Genomic DNA, 16,535 nt, shown 5'->3' with positions numbered 1-16,535 from the left:
CGCTCAGGTCGGAGTGACGCTCAGGGCACCGATGCCGCCGGTGCCCGTCTCCCGTACGGCGATGGAGCCGTACGGCGTCCGCAGGCGCAGCCAGCCGGCGGCCCGTAGCAGCGCCACCGGGGCACTCTCGGGCATCGGGCGCAGGAAGCCCACCGACTGCGCGGCGTGTACGGCGCGCAGCGGCAGCCCCGTGTCCCCGACCGTCCGGGACCAGATCTCGCGGCCGATCCTGTCCCGCTCGGCGCGGTCCCGGTGCGCCGCGGGCAACGCCTCGTCGCGCGTGCGGAATTCGGCGACCGCCGCCGCGACCGCCTCGCGCAGCGCGGCCGGTCCCGGCAGGCCGGGCACCCGCTGCCAGCCGCCGCGCGGTGGCAGCACCCCGGTCCACGGCGGCCCGGTGACGGCGGCGGGCAGTGCGAAGGCGCCCGTCAACTCGTCGATGGATTCCAGGAGTTCACCGGCGGACACGGTGACGTCGAGCCGCACCTCCGCCGCCTCCTCCCGCAACCGAGCCGTACGGATCGCGAGGACCTCCAGCGCCGGCGGCCGTCCGAACACCGCCACCGCTCCGGCGCCCACCTGGAGGCGTACCGCGGCGGCCCGGTCGTAGCGGATCAGCCGGCCGAGGAAGGCCGCCAGATCGGCCGCCTCCGCCGTGTCGGCGAGCCGCAGCGCCCGCACGGTCGTCGCCGTCATGCCGCGAGCGCCTCCGCGTCGTCCAGGTACTTCACCAGGAAGGACTTCTCCTCGGCCGTGATCCGCCGCGGCCTGCCCGCCTCAAGGTCGTACGGCACGACGACCGTCGAGGCCCGTACATACACCTGGTCCTCGTCCTTGATCTCGTACGCGATCGTGAGCGTCGCCGCGCCGATCTTCGTCACCCACAGCTCCACGGTCACCGGCTCGTGCCGGTGGACCAGCGGCAGCTTGTAGTCGATCTCGTGCCGGGCCACGACGGAACCGCCCGCGAAGGACGGCGACCCCTCCCCCGGCGCCAGCCGGAACATGAAGTCGATACGCGCTTCCTCCAGATAGCGGATGAAGACGACGTTGTTGACGTGCCCGAAGGCGTCCATGTCCGACCAGCGCATGGGGCAGCTGTAGTGGTGGCGGGCCATGTCAGCCTCGGGTCAGCTTCTTGTACGTGGCGCGGTGGGGCCGGGCGGCGTCGGCACCGAGCCGCTCCACCTTGTTCTTCTCGTACGACTCGTAGTTGCCCTCGAACCAGAACCACTTGGACTCGCCCTCGTACGCCAGGATGTGCGTGGCGACACGGTCGAGGAACCAGCGGTCGTGGGAGATGATCACGGCCGCCCCGGAGAACTCCAGCAGCGCGTTCTCCAGCGACGACAGCGTCTCGACGTCGAGGTCGTTGGTCGGTTCGTCGAGGAGCAGCAGGTTGCCGCCCTGCTTGAGCGTCAGCGCCAGGTTGAGGCGGTTGCGCTCACCACCGGAGAGGACACCGGCCGGCTTCTGCTGGTCCGGGCCCTTGAAGCCGAACGCGGAGACGTACGCCCGCGAGGGCATCTCGACGTGCCCGACGTTGATGTAGTCCAGCTCGTCGGAGACGACGGCCCACAGCGACTTCTTCGGGTCGATGTTGGCGCGGCCCTGGTCGACGTAGCTGATCTGGACGGTCTCGCCGACCTTGATGTCGCCGGAGTCCGGCGTCTCCAGGCCCTGGATCATCTTGAAGAGGGTGGTCTTGCCGGCGCCGTTGGGGCCGATGACACCGACGATGCCGTTGCGCGGCAGCGAGAAGGACAGGTCGTCGATCAGGACCTTGTCGCCGAACGCCTTGTTCAGGTGCTCGACCTCGACCACGACACTGCCCAGCCGCGGCCCCGGCGGGATCTGGATCTCCTCGAAGTCCAGCTTCCGCATCTTGTCGGCCTCGGCCGCCATCTCCTCGTAACGGGCCAGCCTGGCCTTCGACTTGGCCTGGCGCCCCTTCGCGTTGGAGCGGACCCACTCCAGCTCTTCCTTGAGCCGCTTGGCGCGCTTGGCGTCCTTCTGGCCCTCGACCTTCAGACGGGTCTGCTTGGTCTCCAGATACGTCGAGTAGTTGCCCTCGTATCCGATGGCACGGCCGCGGTCGAGCTCCAGGATCCAGCCCGCGACGTTGTCCAGGAAGTACCGGTCGTGGGTGACGGCGACGACGGTGCCGGCGTACTTGGCGAGGTGCTGCTCCAGCCACTGCACGGACTCGGCGTCCAGGTGGTTGGTGGGCTCGTCCAGCAGCAGCAGGTCGGGCGCTTCGAGGAGCAGCTTGCAGAGCGCCACGCGGCGGCGCTCACCGCCGGACAGGTTGGTGACGGCCCAGTCGCCGGGCGGGCAGCCCAGCGCGTCCATGGCCTGCTCCAGCTGGGTGTCCAGGTCCCACGCGTTGGCGTGGTCGAGGTCCTCCTGGAGCTTGCCCATCTCGTCCATCAGGGCTTCGGAGTAGTCGGTCGCCATCAGCTCGGCGACCTCGTTGAACCTCTTCAGCTTGCCCATGGTCTCGGCGGCACCGTCCTGGACGTTCTCCAGCACGGTCTTGCTCTCGTCCAGCGGCGGCTCCTGGAGCAGCATCCCGACCGAGTACCCGGGCGAGAGGAACGCGTCGCCGTTGGACGGCTGCTCCAGCCCGGCCATGATCTTCAGCACGGTGGACTTACCGGCGCCGTTGGGGCCGACCACACCGATCTTCGCACCGGGCAGGAAGCTCAGCGTCACGTCATCGAGGATGACCTTGTCGCCGTGCGCCTTGCGCGTCTTGCGCATCGTGTAGATGTACTCAGCCAAGAGAAACCGTCCGGCAATCGAGAAGGGCCAATGTGCGGCTCCGCCGCGTGAGGGCAGATAGAGCCATCTTGCCGCACGTCCCTCCCTGGGGAGAAACCGATAGTCCAGGCCTCGGACACCCCGTCCCGGCCTGCGGGCCCCGCGGGCACGCGTGCCGGTCCGCACGCGGCCCCGGCGCGCGACCGGATTCGTCTGCGCGTCGGAGCCGCAGTCAGTGACGGCCGGTGCCTGACCGGTCGGTGCCGACCCGGTGGGTGGGACGTGCGATTCCCGGGGCGGGTCAGTCCTCGGTGGAAGGGTCTTCCTTCTTACGGAAGAAGAAGACCGCCGCGCCGCCCAGCACGACCAGCCCGATCGCGACGCCCGCGATCACCGGGGTGGCGTTGGAGGCACCCGTCTCGGCGAGGTCGAGCCCGTCCGTGCCGACGGTGCCGCCGGCCGTCGCGGGCGCCAGCTGGGTGGTGGTCCCGTCGGTCGGCGAACCGGGGTTCCCGCTGGTCCGGCAGTCGAGAACGCCCTGGAAGTTCTTGGCGAGGCCACCGGGCCCGGTGATCGTGAAGTCGTACGCCTGGTCCTCGGCGACGGGCACGGTGACGATCCTGGACTTGCCCGCCTCGACCGTGTACTCCTGACCGGCGAGCGTGAAGGTGAACGGCTCGTCGCCCCTGTTGACGGCAGTGACGTCCACGCCGCCCTTCGCGCAGTTCTTCTCGGCGGATATCGCCGGCATCGCGCCCTTCGCGGCCCAGGTGGCGGTGGCCGTGGCCGAGACCGTGGACTCGCTGGAGCCGGCCAGGATCTGCGTCTGGCTCTTGGTGACCCCGGCGAACGCCCTGCCCACCGGCACCGATGTGGCTGTCTGCACGCTCAACGCGGCCGTGCCGTCGGCGGCGTCCTCGGGTATGTCGAAGAAGAGCTGGGCGCCGTCGGCCGCTTCGGTGACGGGCTTGCCGTTCTTGTCGGTGATCTTGATGCCCATGGCGGCGGCGTCGGCCGGCGGGGACACCGCGACACTGTCCGCGTCGGTACGGACGGTGACCGGCCCGAGACGCTCCCCGCTCCGCCCGGAGACCGCGCCCGGCTCCAGGGTGAGTGAGGCCTTGGGCTCACCGAGATGGTCGGCGCTCCGCTCCAGCCAGTCCGCCAGCTTCTCGGCCTGCGGGTCCACGGCGTCGACGTCCGCGTTGTCGGAGTGCCGCCAGATCGCGACCTGCGTACCGGCGGCGGCCGTCTGCGCGGTGAGCGGCCCGGTGCCCGCGCTCTCGGCGAGAGCCGCGAGGTCATCGACCTGAGGGTAGGAGTTCTGGAGGATCCAGCGGATCTTCCCGGCGTTCTTGTTCGCGCCGAGCGAGGTCTGGGCCCAGGGGGTCTCCAGGTACTTCGCCTGGTCCTGGGTGGGGTTGTGGATGTCGATGCAGTACGTCTTGAGCTTGCCGCCGCCGTCCACGGTCATCTCGAAGAGCCCGGCGGGCAGTTCGTGCGTCTGGCCGTCCGAGTGGAGCACGGCCTTGTCGTACGTCATGAGGCCGTCGAGCGTGGCGGTGGCGCCACCACGGTGCTGGAGGGTGTCGTCGGCAACAGCCGCACCAGCACCGGCCAGGGAGCCGCCCACGACGAGGCCCGAGGCGACGACCGAGACGGCGAGACGGGCGGCGACCCGCCTACGAGCGGTTGGAGCGAAGAACTGATACAGCGCAGACAACACAGATTTTTCCCTCCGTGCGAGGTCCTCCGCGTGAGACGCGTGGGGGGATTGCCTCGCCAGCAGACTCAAGTGCCCATGAGTACCTGGGAATCCTATGGACGGCGGAGAGCGCCGATGCCCGTTCGTACGTTCCGATAACCGTTCCGAATCGGAATCGTTATCGCGCGTACCTTCGAGCCTGTTCCTCTATCGACAAATCTGCACAACTCCCCTGTCAGAGGGGCCCGGCCGACGCCGCGACCGCACCGGCCCGCGCCGTCGGCTCGTCCTGTTCGGTCAGCCACGGTTGCGTATGCACCGGTTTGCCGACCGACCGCGTGTCCCCATCCGTACCGGCACCGCTCCCCGAGGCGGCGTTCGCGGCCGAAGCCGCTGCCGAATTCGCCGCCGAAGTCGCTGCCGAGGCGTCCGCCGGACGTTCCGTCAGCGCGGGGTTCGCTCGTGCCACCCGTTTGAACGCCGAGGTCCCCCATGTCAGATCGTGACCGATCGACACCGCGTCGATGTCCACGAACGTCCTGCGCTGCCCGTCCTTCGCCTCGTCCCGCACGCGCAGCTTGCCGTGCACGACCAGCGGATCACCGACATTGACCGACGCGGTGAGATTCGCCCCGAGATTCCGCCACGCGCAGACGGTGTAGAAGCTCGTACTCCCGTCCGTCCAGACCGAATTCCGGCGGTCCCACCGGCGGGGAGTCACCGCGAACCTGAACCGCGCCACCCCGCCCGTCGGCGTTTCCCGGTATTCCACCCCCGTCGCCGCGTTTCCCACCAGCGTCACCACGGTGTCATTCATGACGGCTCCCCACTTCTCCGGCTCATCGGCCCCGTCGACCGACCACTTCATGCTGGACCGGACGGGAAATTCCTGCCGACGCCTGTGGATTACTCGCCAGTTGTGAATAACTTCGCCACCCGTACGTGGTCCTCCGCTTCCAGCCGCCCCGCGCCGGGGCCCCGGGGGAGCTACCTCGTCACGCCGGACACCGTCGAGTACTGCTCCCGCACCTCCCGGTACCGCATCAGCTCCGCCGAGATCGGATCGAGCACCTTCGCCCGCCCGCACCCGGCCGCCGCCTCGCGCAGCCGACGCTCGGCGTCCTGCCCGTACCGTCTCGCCGGGCCCCGTGCCGCCGCCGCGCACGCCCACTCCACCAGCGGCCCGCCGACGATCCCGGCCAGCATCACCAGCACGGGCGGGACGATGCCGGGCTGAACCACGCCGATGATCTGGCCGACCAGCCAGAGCCCGCCGTAGATCTGAAGCAGCGTCATGGCCGCCTGCGCGAGCACCGCGGCCGGCCACCAGGCGGGACGGGCGGGGCGACCGCTCGGCGGCGCCGCCGACACGGCCAGCTCGTCCAGCGCCTCCGGCAGCCCTCTGGCGCCGCGTACCGCCGCCTCGCGCACCGCCTGGGCCCATGGCCTCGGCAACCCGGCCGCCGCGTCCTCCGCGACCGTACGGACGGCCTGCTCGACCCGCTGTCTGGCGGTGAGTTCGTCCTCCACGAGCACCTCGGCGCGCCGCACGCCGCCGCCGGGCGTCCGGGTGCGCTCGTACCAGCGCCACAGCCGCAGCCACGGCGTCCCGCACGCGCGCCCCGCGTTCCGGCGCCACTCGCGCTCGGCCGCCTCGCCCGTGGCCACCGCGCCCACCGCCCAGGCGAGCCGCTCGGCGAACTCCTCGCGGGAGCGTTCGCCGAGGCCCGTGCGTCCGTCGGCGACGTACACCGAGCGCAGCCGCGACGCGGCGGCGTCCACGTCGGCGGACAGCCGCCGGGCGGCGGCGTTCCGCTCCTGGACGAAACGGCCCAGCAGCTCCCGCAGTTCGCCCACACCCTGCCCCGTGAGCGCAGAGATCGGCAGCACGGTGGCGCCCGGCTCGCCGTGCTCGCCGAGCGCCATGCCGTCCTCGTCCAGCAGTCTGCGCAGATCGTCCAAGACCTGATCGGCGGCCTCCCCGGGCAGCCGGTCGATCTGGTTCAGGACGACGAAGGTGATCTCCGCGTGGCCGGCGAGCGGTCGCAGGTAGCGCTCGTGCAGGGCGGCGTCGGCGTACTTCTCCGGGTCGACGACCCAGATGACCGCGTCGACCAGCGCCAGTACGCGGTCGACCTGGTCCCGGTGCGCGACGACGGCGGAGTCGTGGTCGGGCAGGTCGACCAGGACGAGACCCTGGAGTTCCTCGTCCCCGTCACCTCCCGCCAGAGGCCTGCGACGCAGCCTCCCAGGGATGGCGAGCCGGTCGAGCAGCCCGGCGGCGCCCTCGGACCAGACACAGGCGATGGGCGCGGATGTGGTCGGCCTGCGCAGCCCCGTCTCCGAGATCGGCACCTCCGCCAGCGCGTTGAACAGTGCCGACTTCCCACTGCCGGTGGCGCCCGCGATGGCGACGACGGTGTGGCGCGACGAGAGCCGCTGCCGCGTGGAGGCCTCGTCCAGCACGCGTCCGGCCTCGGCGAGCGTGGTCCCCTCGATTCGGGTCCGGGACAGCCCCACCAACTCGCGCAGGGCGTCGAGCCGTACCCGTAGCGGACCTTCGTAGGCGCCCCCGATGGGCTGGTGGGCATCGGCCGGGGTCGCCGCCGTTCCGTCCTCCCCGTCGATCCCCTCGACGCCGACGGTGACGGCCACGCCGGACGCGCCCTTGCGCCCGGCCGCGTGCCGGGCGATCAGCCCGTCGTTCCAGCGCCGGCCCGTACCGCCCGCACCACGACCCCTGCCGCCCGCGTCAGCCCCGCCGGCCTCTGCCTGCCGGGCGCCTGTCCGCCCCGAACCGGTCTCACCGGGCCCGTCCGCCAGCGTCGTCACGTCCGTCGCGTCCGCCATGTCGGTCACATCTCCCTCTGCAGTACGGAAAGCGCGGCGATGAGCTCCGACTGCGGCTCCGGCGCCACTTCGAGCGCGTCGAGGGGAGCCAGCCGCCGGTCCCGTTCTCCGTGCAGTACGTCGTCGATGTACGTCGCCACCAGGTCACCGCCCTTGTCGCGCAGCCGTAGCGCACCTTGCGCCCCGATGCGTTCAGCGAGCCGCTCCCCCGCGACCCGGGTGCGGTGCCCGCCCAGGAGGACGGCGCCCAGAAGCGCGGCGACGGTCTCGGGGTCGGGCGCTGCGCTGCGTTCGAGGAGCCGTACCTCGTCCTCGGCCAGCTCCTCCAGGACCCGGCGCCACCGCCGTACGGCCATCCCGATCCGCTCGGACACCTCCCGGTCCGGCCCGGATGTCAGGACGGCCGCAGCGGAGGGCTCGCGCCGCCACGCGTCGGTGACCTGCTCGTCGGCGGCGGCCACTGCGCACTGGAGGAGCGCGGCCAGGCTCTCGACCAGCGAGTCGAGCAGTTCGCGCGCCGAGCTGTCCCTCGGGTATCCGCGCCAGCGTGTCCGCGCGTCCCCCGCGAGCACGGCCCCGGCCTTGAGCCGCTTGCGCACCCGCTCGCGCTCCTTCGCGTACGCCTCCTCGACGGCGCCCGTGAGGCGTACCGCGGCGGCGTACTGCGCAGCGACGGCGCCGGCGAGTTCGGGCATCCGTACGTTGAGCGAGCCGATGACACCGGCCGCCGTACGGACGACGGCCTGCTGACGCGCCGCCGGGTCCCGCACCCGGTGCGTCAGCCAGGTGAGCAGCGGTGCGACGGCCGTGGTGGGCAGCAGGCCGCTGCCGCCGCCGGCCGACTCGGGCAGTTCGGGGATGGTGAAGCGGGGTACGTCGCCGAGGCCCGCCTTGGTGAGCAGCGCCGCGTACTGACGTGACACCTCGTCAATCATCTGGTGCGGCACCCGGTCCAGGACGGTCACGAGCGACGCGTCGTACTCCTTCGCCGTACGGAGCAGATGCCAGGGCACCGCGTCGGCGTACCGGGACGCGGTGGTCACCATCACCCACACGTCGGCGGCGCAGATCAACTCGGCGGCGAGGACGCGGTTCCGCACGACGAGCGAGTCGATGTCCGGCGCGTCCAGGAGCGCGAGGCCGCGGGGCAGCGCCACGGAGGTGTCGATACGCAGCGCGTTCTCGTCGTCCCCGCTCCAGGCCCCGGCCGCGCCGTCCTCCTCCTGTTGCGTCATCCAGACACGTGTCAGCTGTGGCAGGACGCGTACGCCGTCGAACCAGTGGCAGTCGTCGGGGTGGCACACCAGCACGGGGGTACGGGTCGTCGGCCGCAGCACGCCCGCTTCGCTGACCCGGCGCCCCACAAGGGAGTTGACGAGGGTCGACTTCCCGGCCCCGGTCGAGCCCCCCACCACCGCGAGCAGCGGCGCCTCCGGGTCCCGAAGCCGTGGCACCAGATAGTCGTCGAGCTGCGCGAGCAGCTCCTCCCGCGTCTGCCGGGCGCGCGGAGTCCCGTCAAGGGGGAGTGGAAGACGCACGGCGGCGACACGGTCGCGCAGCGCGGAAAGTGCGTCGATCAGCTGAGGCCGTACGTCCAAGGTCACCACATGCGAAGAATGCCCAACTTTGGAGCCTTTTTGAAGCGTATAGCCATCTCCTGCGCGCCGGTCAGGGGCGGGGGACAGACGGGACGAGTGGGGCACAGGCATAACGAGTGCACAACACCCGCAGCTTCAGGCGCGAAAAGCACTGCACGAATCGCACCTGCCTGCGATTATCGGTTCGCTTCACTGAACCTCCACATCGTGCCACGCAGGTGAAGCAACCGGGCCAGGGTGAGCGGAGCCCTATCCTTGTCCCGACACAGGTCGCGGACCGCACGGACTGCCCCACCGGCACTCCGGGCCCCCGAGGCCACGTTCCGGCCCCCGTAGCTCAGTGGATAGAGCAGGCGCCTTCTAAGCGCTTGGCCGCAGGTTCGAGTCCTGCCGGGGGCGCCACCGACACTTCGTCGGACGGCCCGCGTTGCCGCAGGTCAGAGCGGATGAATCCGCTCCCCGCCAAGAAATCGGACTCCTTCCTTCCGCCAGCGCGAAAGCCCGGCCGAAGTCCGCCGGATGTCGCCCGGAATCAGCGCTTCCGCAGGCCACGCGGCAGTCCCCCACTTCTCCCCCGTGGGCCACCGATAAGGTCCGGACCGGCGCGAACGGGACGTCCTCCTTGGGAGGCGGCCGGGGGCTATCGCCGTCGTGCGCCGCGCACGCGCCGGTCGGATCGAGATCGGCGCCGGGCCCCCCTGTTGACAGCCGAGCACCGGCCCCAAGAATTTGAAGATCACATTCCATTTGTGAAGAGAGGCGCCAGGAGGGGCGGACGGACAGCGATCAGCCGTCTCACAGGGCACACGGGTCACCGGGGGTCATTGGGCGTCGGAAGCTCCTTCCCCAGGCGGGCGAGGGGTGAGAGCGCCATGAACACCGGAGAGAGAACCAGACCGATGGCCGCCACCAGCAGGCTCGTTCGCGGATCCCATGTCGCGGTCAGAAAGCCGCCGAGGAGCGAGCCGAGGGGTGTCAGGCCCATACCGACGAAATTGATGGTCGCGACGGTTCGGCCCTGTATCGCCGGCGGCGTGATCGACTGGCGAACGGCCATGACCGTGACGTCGACCAGCTGGCTGAAGACGCCGAACACGAAGTTGACTGCCATGAGGCAGGCGATCGTGCGGGCGGTCGAGCCGTGCAGTGCCGGTACGAGAAGCATCACGCCGTCGGCGAGCGCCGCCGAGAACACGAGCACCACGCCGTACCCGAATCTCTTCGGCATTCCGGCGGAGAGTACGGAGCCGACGAGCGCTCCCGGGCCCATGGCCGCGAGCACCAGCCCCACCTCGGCGCCGGACAGATGCAGCGTGCGGGGCAGGAAGAGCAGATAGACCGTCATCAGGGCGGCGAAGGAGAACTGGAAAATGGCCGAGGCGAGCCCCACGGCCCGCAATGACGGATCGCCGGCGACGAAGCGGAGACCTTCGAGGATCTGCCGCCGCATGCGGGCTGGCCGAACTTTCGCGGGTTGAACTTTCGCGGACTCTGTTGTCGTGGGCCGGGCGATGTCCGGCGACAGCGGCTCACGGTGACGTATTCGGCGGATCGACAGGAACGACACGGTGAAGAAGAACGCGCCCGCGACGACGGCGATCGGCGCCGACAGGAGCGACACCAGTGCGCCACCGAGCGCGGGCCCACCGATCTGCGCCGCGGATCTGCTGCCCTCCAGCGCACTGTTTCCCTGCGCCAGCTGATCCCGTTTCACCAGCCTTACGAGAGCGGCCTGGTAGGCCACGTCGAAGAACACCGTGAGTACGCCGACGAGGAAAGCGAGGACGAGCAGCAGCGGCATGCCGAGTACGCCGAGGAGAAAGGCGACCGGAATGGCGGCCAGAGCCACCGCCCGGCCGAAGTCCGCCCGCACCATCACGTCGCGGGAGCGCCAGCGGTCCACCCACACGCCGACGAAGATCGAGAACAGCAGGATAGGGACCTGCTGGGCCGCGCGCAGGGCACCGAGTTGGGTGGCGTCGGCGTTCAGCGCCACCACGGCCAGGAGCGGAAGGGTCACCTGACCGGCCTGCGCCCCGAACTGCGAGGCGGTCTGGCCTGCCCAGAGACTGCGGAAGTCGCGATCACGCCACAGGCTCGGCGGGCGCGACGGATCGGAGGGTACGGACGGCACAGAGGCCCCTTGGCTCGCCGGGGGAGGAAACCCGCCTGAACAGGGCGGGGAAGGTTTCGCTGTGCCGCAGTTGGAAGAGCAGCACGCGATGACGGGTCGGTCGCGACCTACGACGTCAACGCGCGCTCGGGTGACCGGGCATCTCAACTCCTTCGCCCCAGGTGAGAGGGTCGAGATGGAGATAGAACGCCTCCCGGTCACGGTCGAGCACGATGCCGTACCGCTCGGCGAAAGCCTCGTCCGCGGCGCTCGCCCGCCGGTCGTCGGCCCAGGTCTCACGGGAGTTGGCGAGGAGCAGAGCGATATCGGCGTACGGGTCGGCCCGGCCGAGTCGGCCGAGATCGATGAAGCCCGCCACGTCCAGGGTCTCCGGGTCGAGGACGATGTTGGGCAGGCACAGGTCCCCGTGACAGACGACGGCCTCGGCGGCCTCCTGAACGAGGCGCTGTTCGAGCTGGGGGGCGAGGCGCGCGAGCAGTTCGGTGGGCGGCGTTCGCTGCTGGTCCTCCGGGAGGAACTCCGGATTGACCGCGCCGCGCGCGACGACATCGCGCGCGGTCGCGAACATCCGTGTGAGGTCGCGGCTGAACGGGCACGTCCGCACGGGCACGTCGTGCAGTCGGCGCACCGCGTCCGCGATCTGCCGCCACGCCGCCCGGAGTTGGGGAGCCGTGACCTGGTCGGCGGGGACTCCCACGACCGTGCTCGTCACCAGGCAGGCGGCATCGGCGGTCACGCGCCAGTCGAGGACGCGCGGTCCGGGGATGCCCTGACCGCTGACCCAGTCGACGCGGTCGCGCTCTTCCTCCAGCGAGGCCGCGGAGGGGGCGGGCACGCACTTGGCGTACCGCGAGCCGTCGGCGGAGCGGAAGACACTTGCCTCGGACTCGCCGTCCGTGACGGGCTCCCAGCGGCCGTCGTGAGCGGCGGCCAGCAGCGTCCGGAACATCGCGTCGATCACAACGACAGACCCTAGCCAGCGCGGCCCTCACCGGACCTCGTATTAAACGCGGGGCGGGGTGGTACGTGGCCGGGGCCCTCCCCCCGTGGAAGAACCCCGGCCACAGTCTGAGGGTTCACGCCGTACGCAGCGCGTCCGTCGCCATCCCGCGTACGCGCTCGTCGCCGACCGCGAGCATGTACGCGCCGAGCCGCCGTACTTCCGGCGCCCCGGAGCGGTGCAGCACCGTGACCGCGTGCACCAGCGCCCGCCGTGAGGGCTCGACCTCCAGGACGGTCGTGGCGAGCCGCGCGGCGAGGGCCCCGTCGACCAGCGCGACCGCACCCGCGAGATCGACAAGCTGAGTGGCCAGGTCGAATCTCGGCCGCACGTCGGCCGCCCCGGTCAGGGAACCGACCCCTCTGTCCACCGTCTCCGCGATGTCCGTGAGCAGCAGACGCACCGTCGATTCGTCCATGAGATCGCCGAGTTGGTCCTCGAAATACTCAGTGTCGGCAATTCTCACGAGTGCCTGGAAAGCGGAATCCCGGTGTGTGACCGTCCCTTTCTCCTCCGCCATCTCCCTGCTGTCGCCCAAAGCGACGGCGAGTTGGGCGAAGGTGCTGTCCACCGAGTATTTCCGGTCGACGAGAACGTCGTACCAAGGAGCCCGCTTACCGCATACGGCGGCCTCGACCACCGCCTGATATCCGGCCGGCTCCCCCCACGTCGTCAGGGCCACGCAGGCCAGGAAGCGCTCCTTGCCGGGTGCCGCCCGATCACCCATGACCGCGATGAGCCCCGGAACCCTCTCCCGGTGCTCAGGGTGGTCGAGTCCCCCGTAAATTATCTGGTCTGTGTCGGACGTCGGACGATGGTAGAAATCAGTACCGAGAAACTGGTCCAACCGCGCCATCGCCGACCTCCTTCCGTAAAAGACTCCGCTTCCTCGACATCCCCGTCATCCCCGATCTCCCGAACGCTCTTTGTGCGTCAGCGAATTGGCCAAAGTCACAACACGTACACGTGGAGCACCACGCACATTAGGCCGGGCCCCGGGCCCAGAGACAGGGCTCAAGGGCCCACGGGGGGCCCAGGGCCGGGAGGGCGCCCTAGGCCTTGGGGACGCCCAGCGGCCAGACGGCGAAGCCCGCGCCCTTGGCGAGCGATATCAGCTCGTCGGCCCGCCTCGCGCGCACGCACGCCACCGGGTAGCAGTCCGACTCGATGTCGAGCACCACGAGCGCCGCGCCGACCTCGCGGTAGTGCCGGCCGCACGCCTCAAGGAATTCATAGGTCGGCAGGTCCGTCTCGCCGTCCTCGAAGAGCACCCAGGGGTCGACGGACGGACGCGACGCCAACTCGCCCAGCCCGCGCCGGATCTCGTCCGCGTCCTCCTTCCAGTCGAACTCGGCGAGCCGCTTGTGCTCGGTGAGCGCGTCCACGAGAGCTATCCACGGGAGACCCGGGAACGGCTCGTCGATGCCACGGTCGTCCAGCCGGTCCGCGTACGTACTCACGTAACCCTCGGGGTCGGTGTGCGCGCGACGCGTCTGCTCGGCGACGGCGGGCTGGTCGGGCGCCAGCAGTGCTGCCACCGCTGTCAGGGAGTCAAGGACTCCGCCGGCGTCGGGACCGGGTCCGGGACCGGACATGGGCGTGCTCCTCCTGCGGCCAGGGATCAACGAGTAGCGAGGTGCGCGTCGTTCGGCACCTGAAATCACCTTGCCACAGGGGTACGACAACGGCCCTCGGCCGCGGAGCTGTCACCGCGGAAGTCCACGAAGAAGTACCGATGGCGACAAGTGGCCCCCGCCACACGAATCCTCAGGTGTAACCCGCGAACCGCAGGGCATTCGCACTCCAGGTCCCGCCGCGTTTCCCCCGTCGCGGCGGGGCCGCTCACTCCACCGGCCGGCCCGGCTCACCCGGCAGTACGTTGGCGACGTAGTCCTCGATGGTCGTATCCAGCCCCACGTCGTGCCCGGCGCTCTCCGACAGGTACCACCGGTGTTCCAGCAGCTCGTGGTAGATCTGCGCCGCGTCCGTCGTGCGCCGCAGCTCCAGCGGGACGGCCCGTACGGTCGGCCGGAACACATCGCGTACCCACCGGTGCGCCAGGACCTCGGGGCGGGCGCCCAGCGGGTCGCCCGGCGCGTAGTCGTCCTGGCCGGCCATCCAGCTCTCCAGGTCGTTGAGCAGGCGCCTCGACTGGTTCTCCTCCGCGTCCAGGCCCGTCAGCCGCAGCAGTTGGCGCTGGTGGTGGCCCGCGTCCACCACTTTCGGCAGAAAGGTGACGGTGTCGCCCTTGGGCGACCGTTCCATCTGCATCTCCGCGACGTCGAAGCCCAGTTCGTTGAGCCGACGTATCCGGCGGTCGATGTAGTGGCGCTTGTCGACCGGGTAGACGGACTCCCTCGTGAGCTCGTGCCACAGATCCTCGTAGCGCCGTACGATCGCCGCCCCGAACGGCACCGGGTCGACCGACGGATGCAGCGAGCCCGCGGCCTCCAGGTCCATCAGCTCCCCGGCGATGTTCACGCGCGCCAGCTCTATGTCGTAGTCGCGCTGGCCGGCGCTGAGCGTCGGCTGGATCTCGCCGGTCTCGGCGTCCACCAGATACGCGGCGTACGCGCCCGCGTCGCGCCGGAAGAGCGCGTTGGACAGCGAACAGTCGCCCCACGCGAAGCCGGTCAGATGCAGCCTCACAAGGAGGACGGCGAGCGCGTCCATCAGGCGCCTGACCGTGCTCGGACGCATCGTGGACTCGAACATCGAGCGGTACGGCAGCGAGCCCTTGAGGTGCCGCGTGATCAGCGCGGACTCCAGCGGCCTGCCGTCCGCGTCGACCCGACCCGTCACCACCGCGACCGGGTCGACCGCCGGTATCCCCAACCGGTGCAGATCCCTGAGCAGACCGAACTCCCGCACCGCGGGGCGCTCGGCGATCTCCTTGACCGCCAGCACCTCGGACCCTGCTGCCGCGAAGCGCACCACATGGCGCGAGATACCGCGTGGGAGCGCCACCAGACAGTCGTCGGGCCACTCTTCGAGCGGGATGCCCCAGGGCAGGTCGAGGAGCACGGCCGGCTGCTCCGGGTTGGTCGCGCTGATCTGGAGCGCCATGCCGCCTGCCTCCGAGGTCCGTTCCTGAGTTTCTGAGTTCCTGGGCTTGTGGGCTTGTGGGCTTCTGATTGCCTACGTTCCCGCGTTGCCCGGCGCGACCTGGACGAGCGCGTGCGTCCCGCTCGTACGCCAGGCGCCCCCGCTCGCGCCCTGTTCTTCGAGTCGTGCCAACGTGCGCGGGTCGAGGCCGACGATCACATCGGACTTCAGGGTACGCAGGGCCGCCGCCGGCCCCGGAAAGTGGGCCGTTCGCTCCGCGAACGACGTGGTCGGCGGCCAGAGCCGGTCGCCGACGAGGCGGCGGTAGTTGAGGTCGCCCTTCACGATCGTCAGGGCGGCCCCCGCGAACTCGCGCCGGAGATCGGCGGGCATCTCGCTGTACGGGAACGGCGCGCAGTAGAAACCGTGCGCACGTACGTCGAGCCGCCCGTCGCCCATCGCCGCCCAGAGCCGCTTTCCCGCCTCGCCCGCGCTGCCGGACGCCTGGGCGATACGGCGCGCGCAATCGACGACGTCGGCCATGGTCGCGTCGGAGACGTAGTACGGATACGGCTTGACGTGCAGGACGGCCTCGTCCGCGCGACCGGTGGTCAGGAGATGGTCGATGAGGACGAGGTCGGGGATCAGCTCGCGGCCGGAGTTGTCCGCGATGACATGGACGGTCCGCGCGGAGCCGGACGAGCCACGGCGGGCCAGCCTCTCGGCGGGCGTCCCCTCCGTAGGAAGCAGCGACCACAGCACCTCGCTGTCGTCCGCCACCAGAGGCCGGGGATCGTCACCCCGTGTCGCGCCCGCCGCGCCGACCGTGGGCGCCGCGCCCGGGGAACCGACCGCGAAGCCGAGGTCCGCGCGGTTGCCCCAGAGCGAGGCCTGGAGGTACGCGGCGGCCCGCTCCTCCACCGGCCGTTCGGCGAGGGCGTCGAGCGCGGAGAGTTCGTCGTCGACGAGCGAGCCGCGCAGCTCCGCCCGCTTGAAGGGCGCGAACGGGTCGGTGCCGTGCCAGGGCCCCGGCGCGAAGTAGCCGACCGCTTCGAGGAGTCGGCGGTAGAAGTAGCTCTCGGACCAGAGGAACGGCACGTCGAACCACGACCTGCCGAAGTACTCACCGCCCCACGCGTCCCACTGCTCACGGTCGTGCGCCCCACGATCCAGCGGTTCGATGACGCCCTCCGTACAGGAGCGCAGCAGCGCGTCGAGCGCATGGTGCCGCTCCGGGGACCACGGGAAGGCGTCCCGTACCTGCTGGATGAGGGCGGGGTGGCGCTCGGCCAGCACGCTCCGCGCGAACGAACCGGGCGTGCTGCTCACGATCACGGGCGCGTCATCCACTTCGGGCATGGTTTCCCTGTCCTCCGGAGCCGGTCGGTGTCGCCTCGCTGTCGCCGCCGGTCACAGGAGCGGCCACCGTCGCACCGTACC

The 16,535-nt window shown here is 70.5% G+C and carries 12 protein-coding genes, 1 tRNA gene and 1 pseudogene; 1 reads left to right on the top strand and 13 read right to left on the bottom strand.

Features of this window, described 5'->3' with window-relative positions; genetic code table 11:
* Nucleotides 1-3: 3 nt before the first annotated feature.
* From ACFWV8_RS23415 to ACFWV8_RS23385, 7 genes and pseudogenes are all read right to left on the bottom strand, one after another.
* Nucleotides 4-696, bottom strand: a complete 693-nt coding sequence (locus ACFWV8_RS23415; RefSeq protein ID WP_384205787.1) for a hypothetical protein — start codon at nt 694-696, stop codon at nt 4-6.
* A complete protein-coding gene (locus ACFWV8_RS23410; RefSeq protein ID WP_329387570.1) occupies nt 693-1,118 on the bottom strand; it encodes a thioesterase family protein in 426 nt (141 codons plus the stop codon). The genes ACFWV8_RS23415 and ACFWV8_RS23410 overlap by 4 nt, the downstream gene beginning before the upstream one ends.
* Before the next feature lies 1 nt (nt 1,119).
* Nucleotides 1,120-2,784: an energy-dependent translational throttle protein EttA gene (gene ettA, locus ACFWV8_RS23405; protein ID WP_189107073.1), complete on the bottom strand. Its 1,665-nt coding sequence runs from the start codon at nt 2,782-2,784 to the stop codon at nt 1,120-1,122.
* Between the two features lie 280 nt (nt 2,785-3,064).
* The gene (locus tag ACFWV8_RS23400; RefSeq protein ID WP_384205774.1) at nt 3,065-4,489 is read right to left on the bottom strand and encodes a Cys-Gln thioester bond-forming surface protein; all 1,425 of its coding nucleotides are present in this window, start codon (nt 4,487-4,489) and stop codon (nt 3,065-3,067) included.
* A gap of 358 nt (nt 4,490-4,847) precedes the next feature.
* A pseudogene (locus tag ACFWV8_RS23395) lies at nt 4,848-5,285 on the bottom strand (single-stranded DNA-binding protein); the annotation flags it as partial.
* Nucleotides 5,286-5,455: 170 nt separating this feature from the next.
* Nucleotides 5,456-7,318 carry a GTPase gene (locus ACFWV8_RS23390; RefSeq protein ID WP_384205769.1) on the bottom strand — a complete coding sequence of 621 codons (1,863 nt, stop codon included), beginning with the start codon at nt 7,316-7,318 and terminating at the stop codon, nt 5,456-5,458.
* 5 nt (nt 7,319-7,323) lie between these two features.
* Complete coding sequence (locus ACFWV8_RS23385) at nt 7,324-8,916, bottom strand: dynamin family protein (protein WP_384205932.1); 1,593 nt, start codon at nt 8,914-8,916, stop codon at nt 7,324-7,326.
* Nucleotides 8,917-9,242: 326 nt separating this feature from the next.
* Here ACFWV8_RS23385 and ACFWV8_RS23380 point away from each other — a divergent pair.
* Nucleotides 9,243-9,318 (top strand) — tRNA-Arg (locus tag ACFWV8_RS23380).
* Nucleotides 9,319-9,727: 409 nt separating this feature from the next.
* Here ACFWV8_RS23380 and ACFWV8_RS23375 read toward each other — a convergent pair.
* The 6 genes from ACFWV8_RS23375 to ACFWV8_RS23350 form a co-directional block, all read right to left on the bottom strand.
* Nucleotides 9,728-11,050, bottom strand: coding sequence for an MFS transporter (locus tag ACFWV8_RS23375; RefSeq protein ID WP_384205766.1), 1,323 nt, complete (start codon nt 11,048-11,050; stop codon nt 9,728-9,730).
* A gap of 115 nt (nt 11,051-11,165) precedes the next feature.
* On the bottom strand, nt 11,166-11,999 hold the full coding sequence (locus tag ACFWV8_RS23370; RefSeq protein WP_384205926.1) for an APH(3'') family aminoglycoside O-phosphotransferase: 834 nt from the start codon (nt 11,997-11,999) through the stop codon (nt 11,166-11,168).
* 127 nt (nt 12,000-12,126) lie between these two features.
* The gene (locus ACFWV8_RS23365) at nt 12,127-12,777 is read right to left on the bottom strand and encodes a hypothetical protein (protein WP_384205763.1); all 651 of its coding nucleotides are present in this window, start codon (nt 12,775-12,777) and stop codon (nt 12,127-12,129) included.
* 325 nt (nt 12,778-13,102) lie between these two features.
* The gene (locus ACFWV8_RS23360; RefSeq protein WP_384205760.1) at nt 13,103-13,645 is read right to left on the bottom strand and encodes a DUF6630 family protein; all 543 of its coding nucleotides are present in this window, start codon (nt 13,643-13,645) and stop codon (nt 13,103-13,105) included.
* A 247-nt stretch (nt 13,646-13,892) separates the two neighbouring features.
* Nucleotides 13,893-15,116, bottom strand: a complete 1,224-nt coding sequence (locus ACFWV8_RS23355; protein ID WP_384205757.1) for a DUF4032 domain-containing protein — start codon at nt 15,114-15,116, stop codon at nt 13,893-13,895.
* Nucleotides 15,117-15,188: 72 nt separating this feature from the next.
* Nucleotides 15,189-16,454, bottom strand: coding sequence for a damage-control phosphatase ARMT1 family protein (locus tag ACFWV8_RS23350; protein WP_384205754.1), 1,266 nt, complete (start codon nt 16,452-16,454; stop codon nt 15,189-15,191).
* Nucleotides 16,455-16,535: the final 81 nt, after the last annotated feature.

This window comes from Streptomyces sp. NPDC058665 (genome assembly GCF_042714995.1).
In the GTDB taxonomy this organism is placed as follows: Bacteria; Actinomycetota; Actinomycetes; order Streptomycetales; family Streptomycetaceae; genus Streptomyces.
Note: the sequence above shows the minus strand (reverse complement) of the source record. Positions and strands in the feature narration are given on the sequence as shown.